Annotated in this window: 2 protein-coding genes; both read left to right on the top strand. The window is 39.2% G+C overall.

Annotated features, from left to right (window positions below; all coding sequences use genetic code 11):
* On the top strand, positions 1 to 187 hold a 187-nt coding region (locus AABA78_RS39360), incomplete at its 5' end, for a hypothetical protein (RefSeq protein WP_338270620.1).
* Positions 174 to 352 (top strand): hypothetical protein (locus AABA78_RS39355; RefSeq protein WP_502260927.1); only part of this gene is annotated, 179 nt, incomplete at its 3' end. The genes AABA78_RS39360 and AABA78_RS39355, both read left to right, overlap by 14 nt.

Genomic DNA, 352 nt, shown 5'->3' with positions numbered 1-352 from the left:
GCCCGAAGCTATAAAATGGAGTGTGCATATCCTCAATAGATGTCCTACTGTGGCTGTGCAGAACAAAACTCCAGAAGAGGCATGGAGCAATGTGAAGCCAATGGTTGATTATTTTCGAGTTTTTGGGTGTGTAGCTCATGCACATGTCCCAGACCAGAAGAGAAGTAAATTAGATGAAAAAAAGTAAGAAGTGTGTTTTCTTGGGAGTAAGTGATGAATCAAAGGCATACAGATTATATGATCCAGTTTCCAAGAAAATCATCATTAGCAAGGATGTGATTTTTCAAGAAGATGAATGCTGGAATTGGGGCAAAAGCAATGAAGAATGCAGATCAGATGTTGTAAAGTGGAA

This window comes from Corallococcus caeni (assembly GCF_036245865.1).
Lineage (GTDB): Bacteria > Myxococcota > Myxococcia > Myxococcales > Myxococcaceae > Corallococcus > Corallococcus caeni.
The sequence above is the reverse complement of the archived record's forward strand: the minus strand, read 5'-3'. Positions and strand labels throughout refer to the sequence as shown.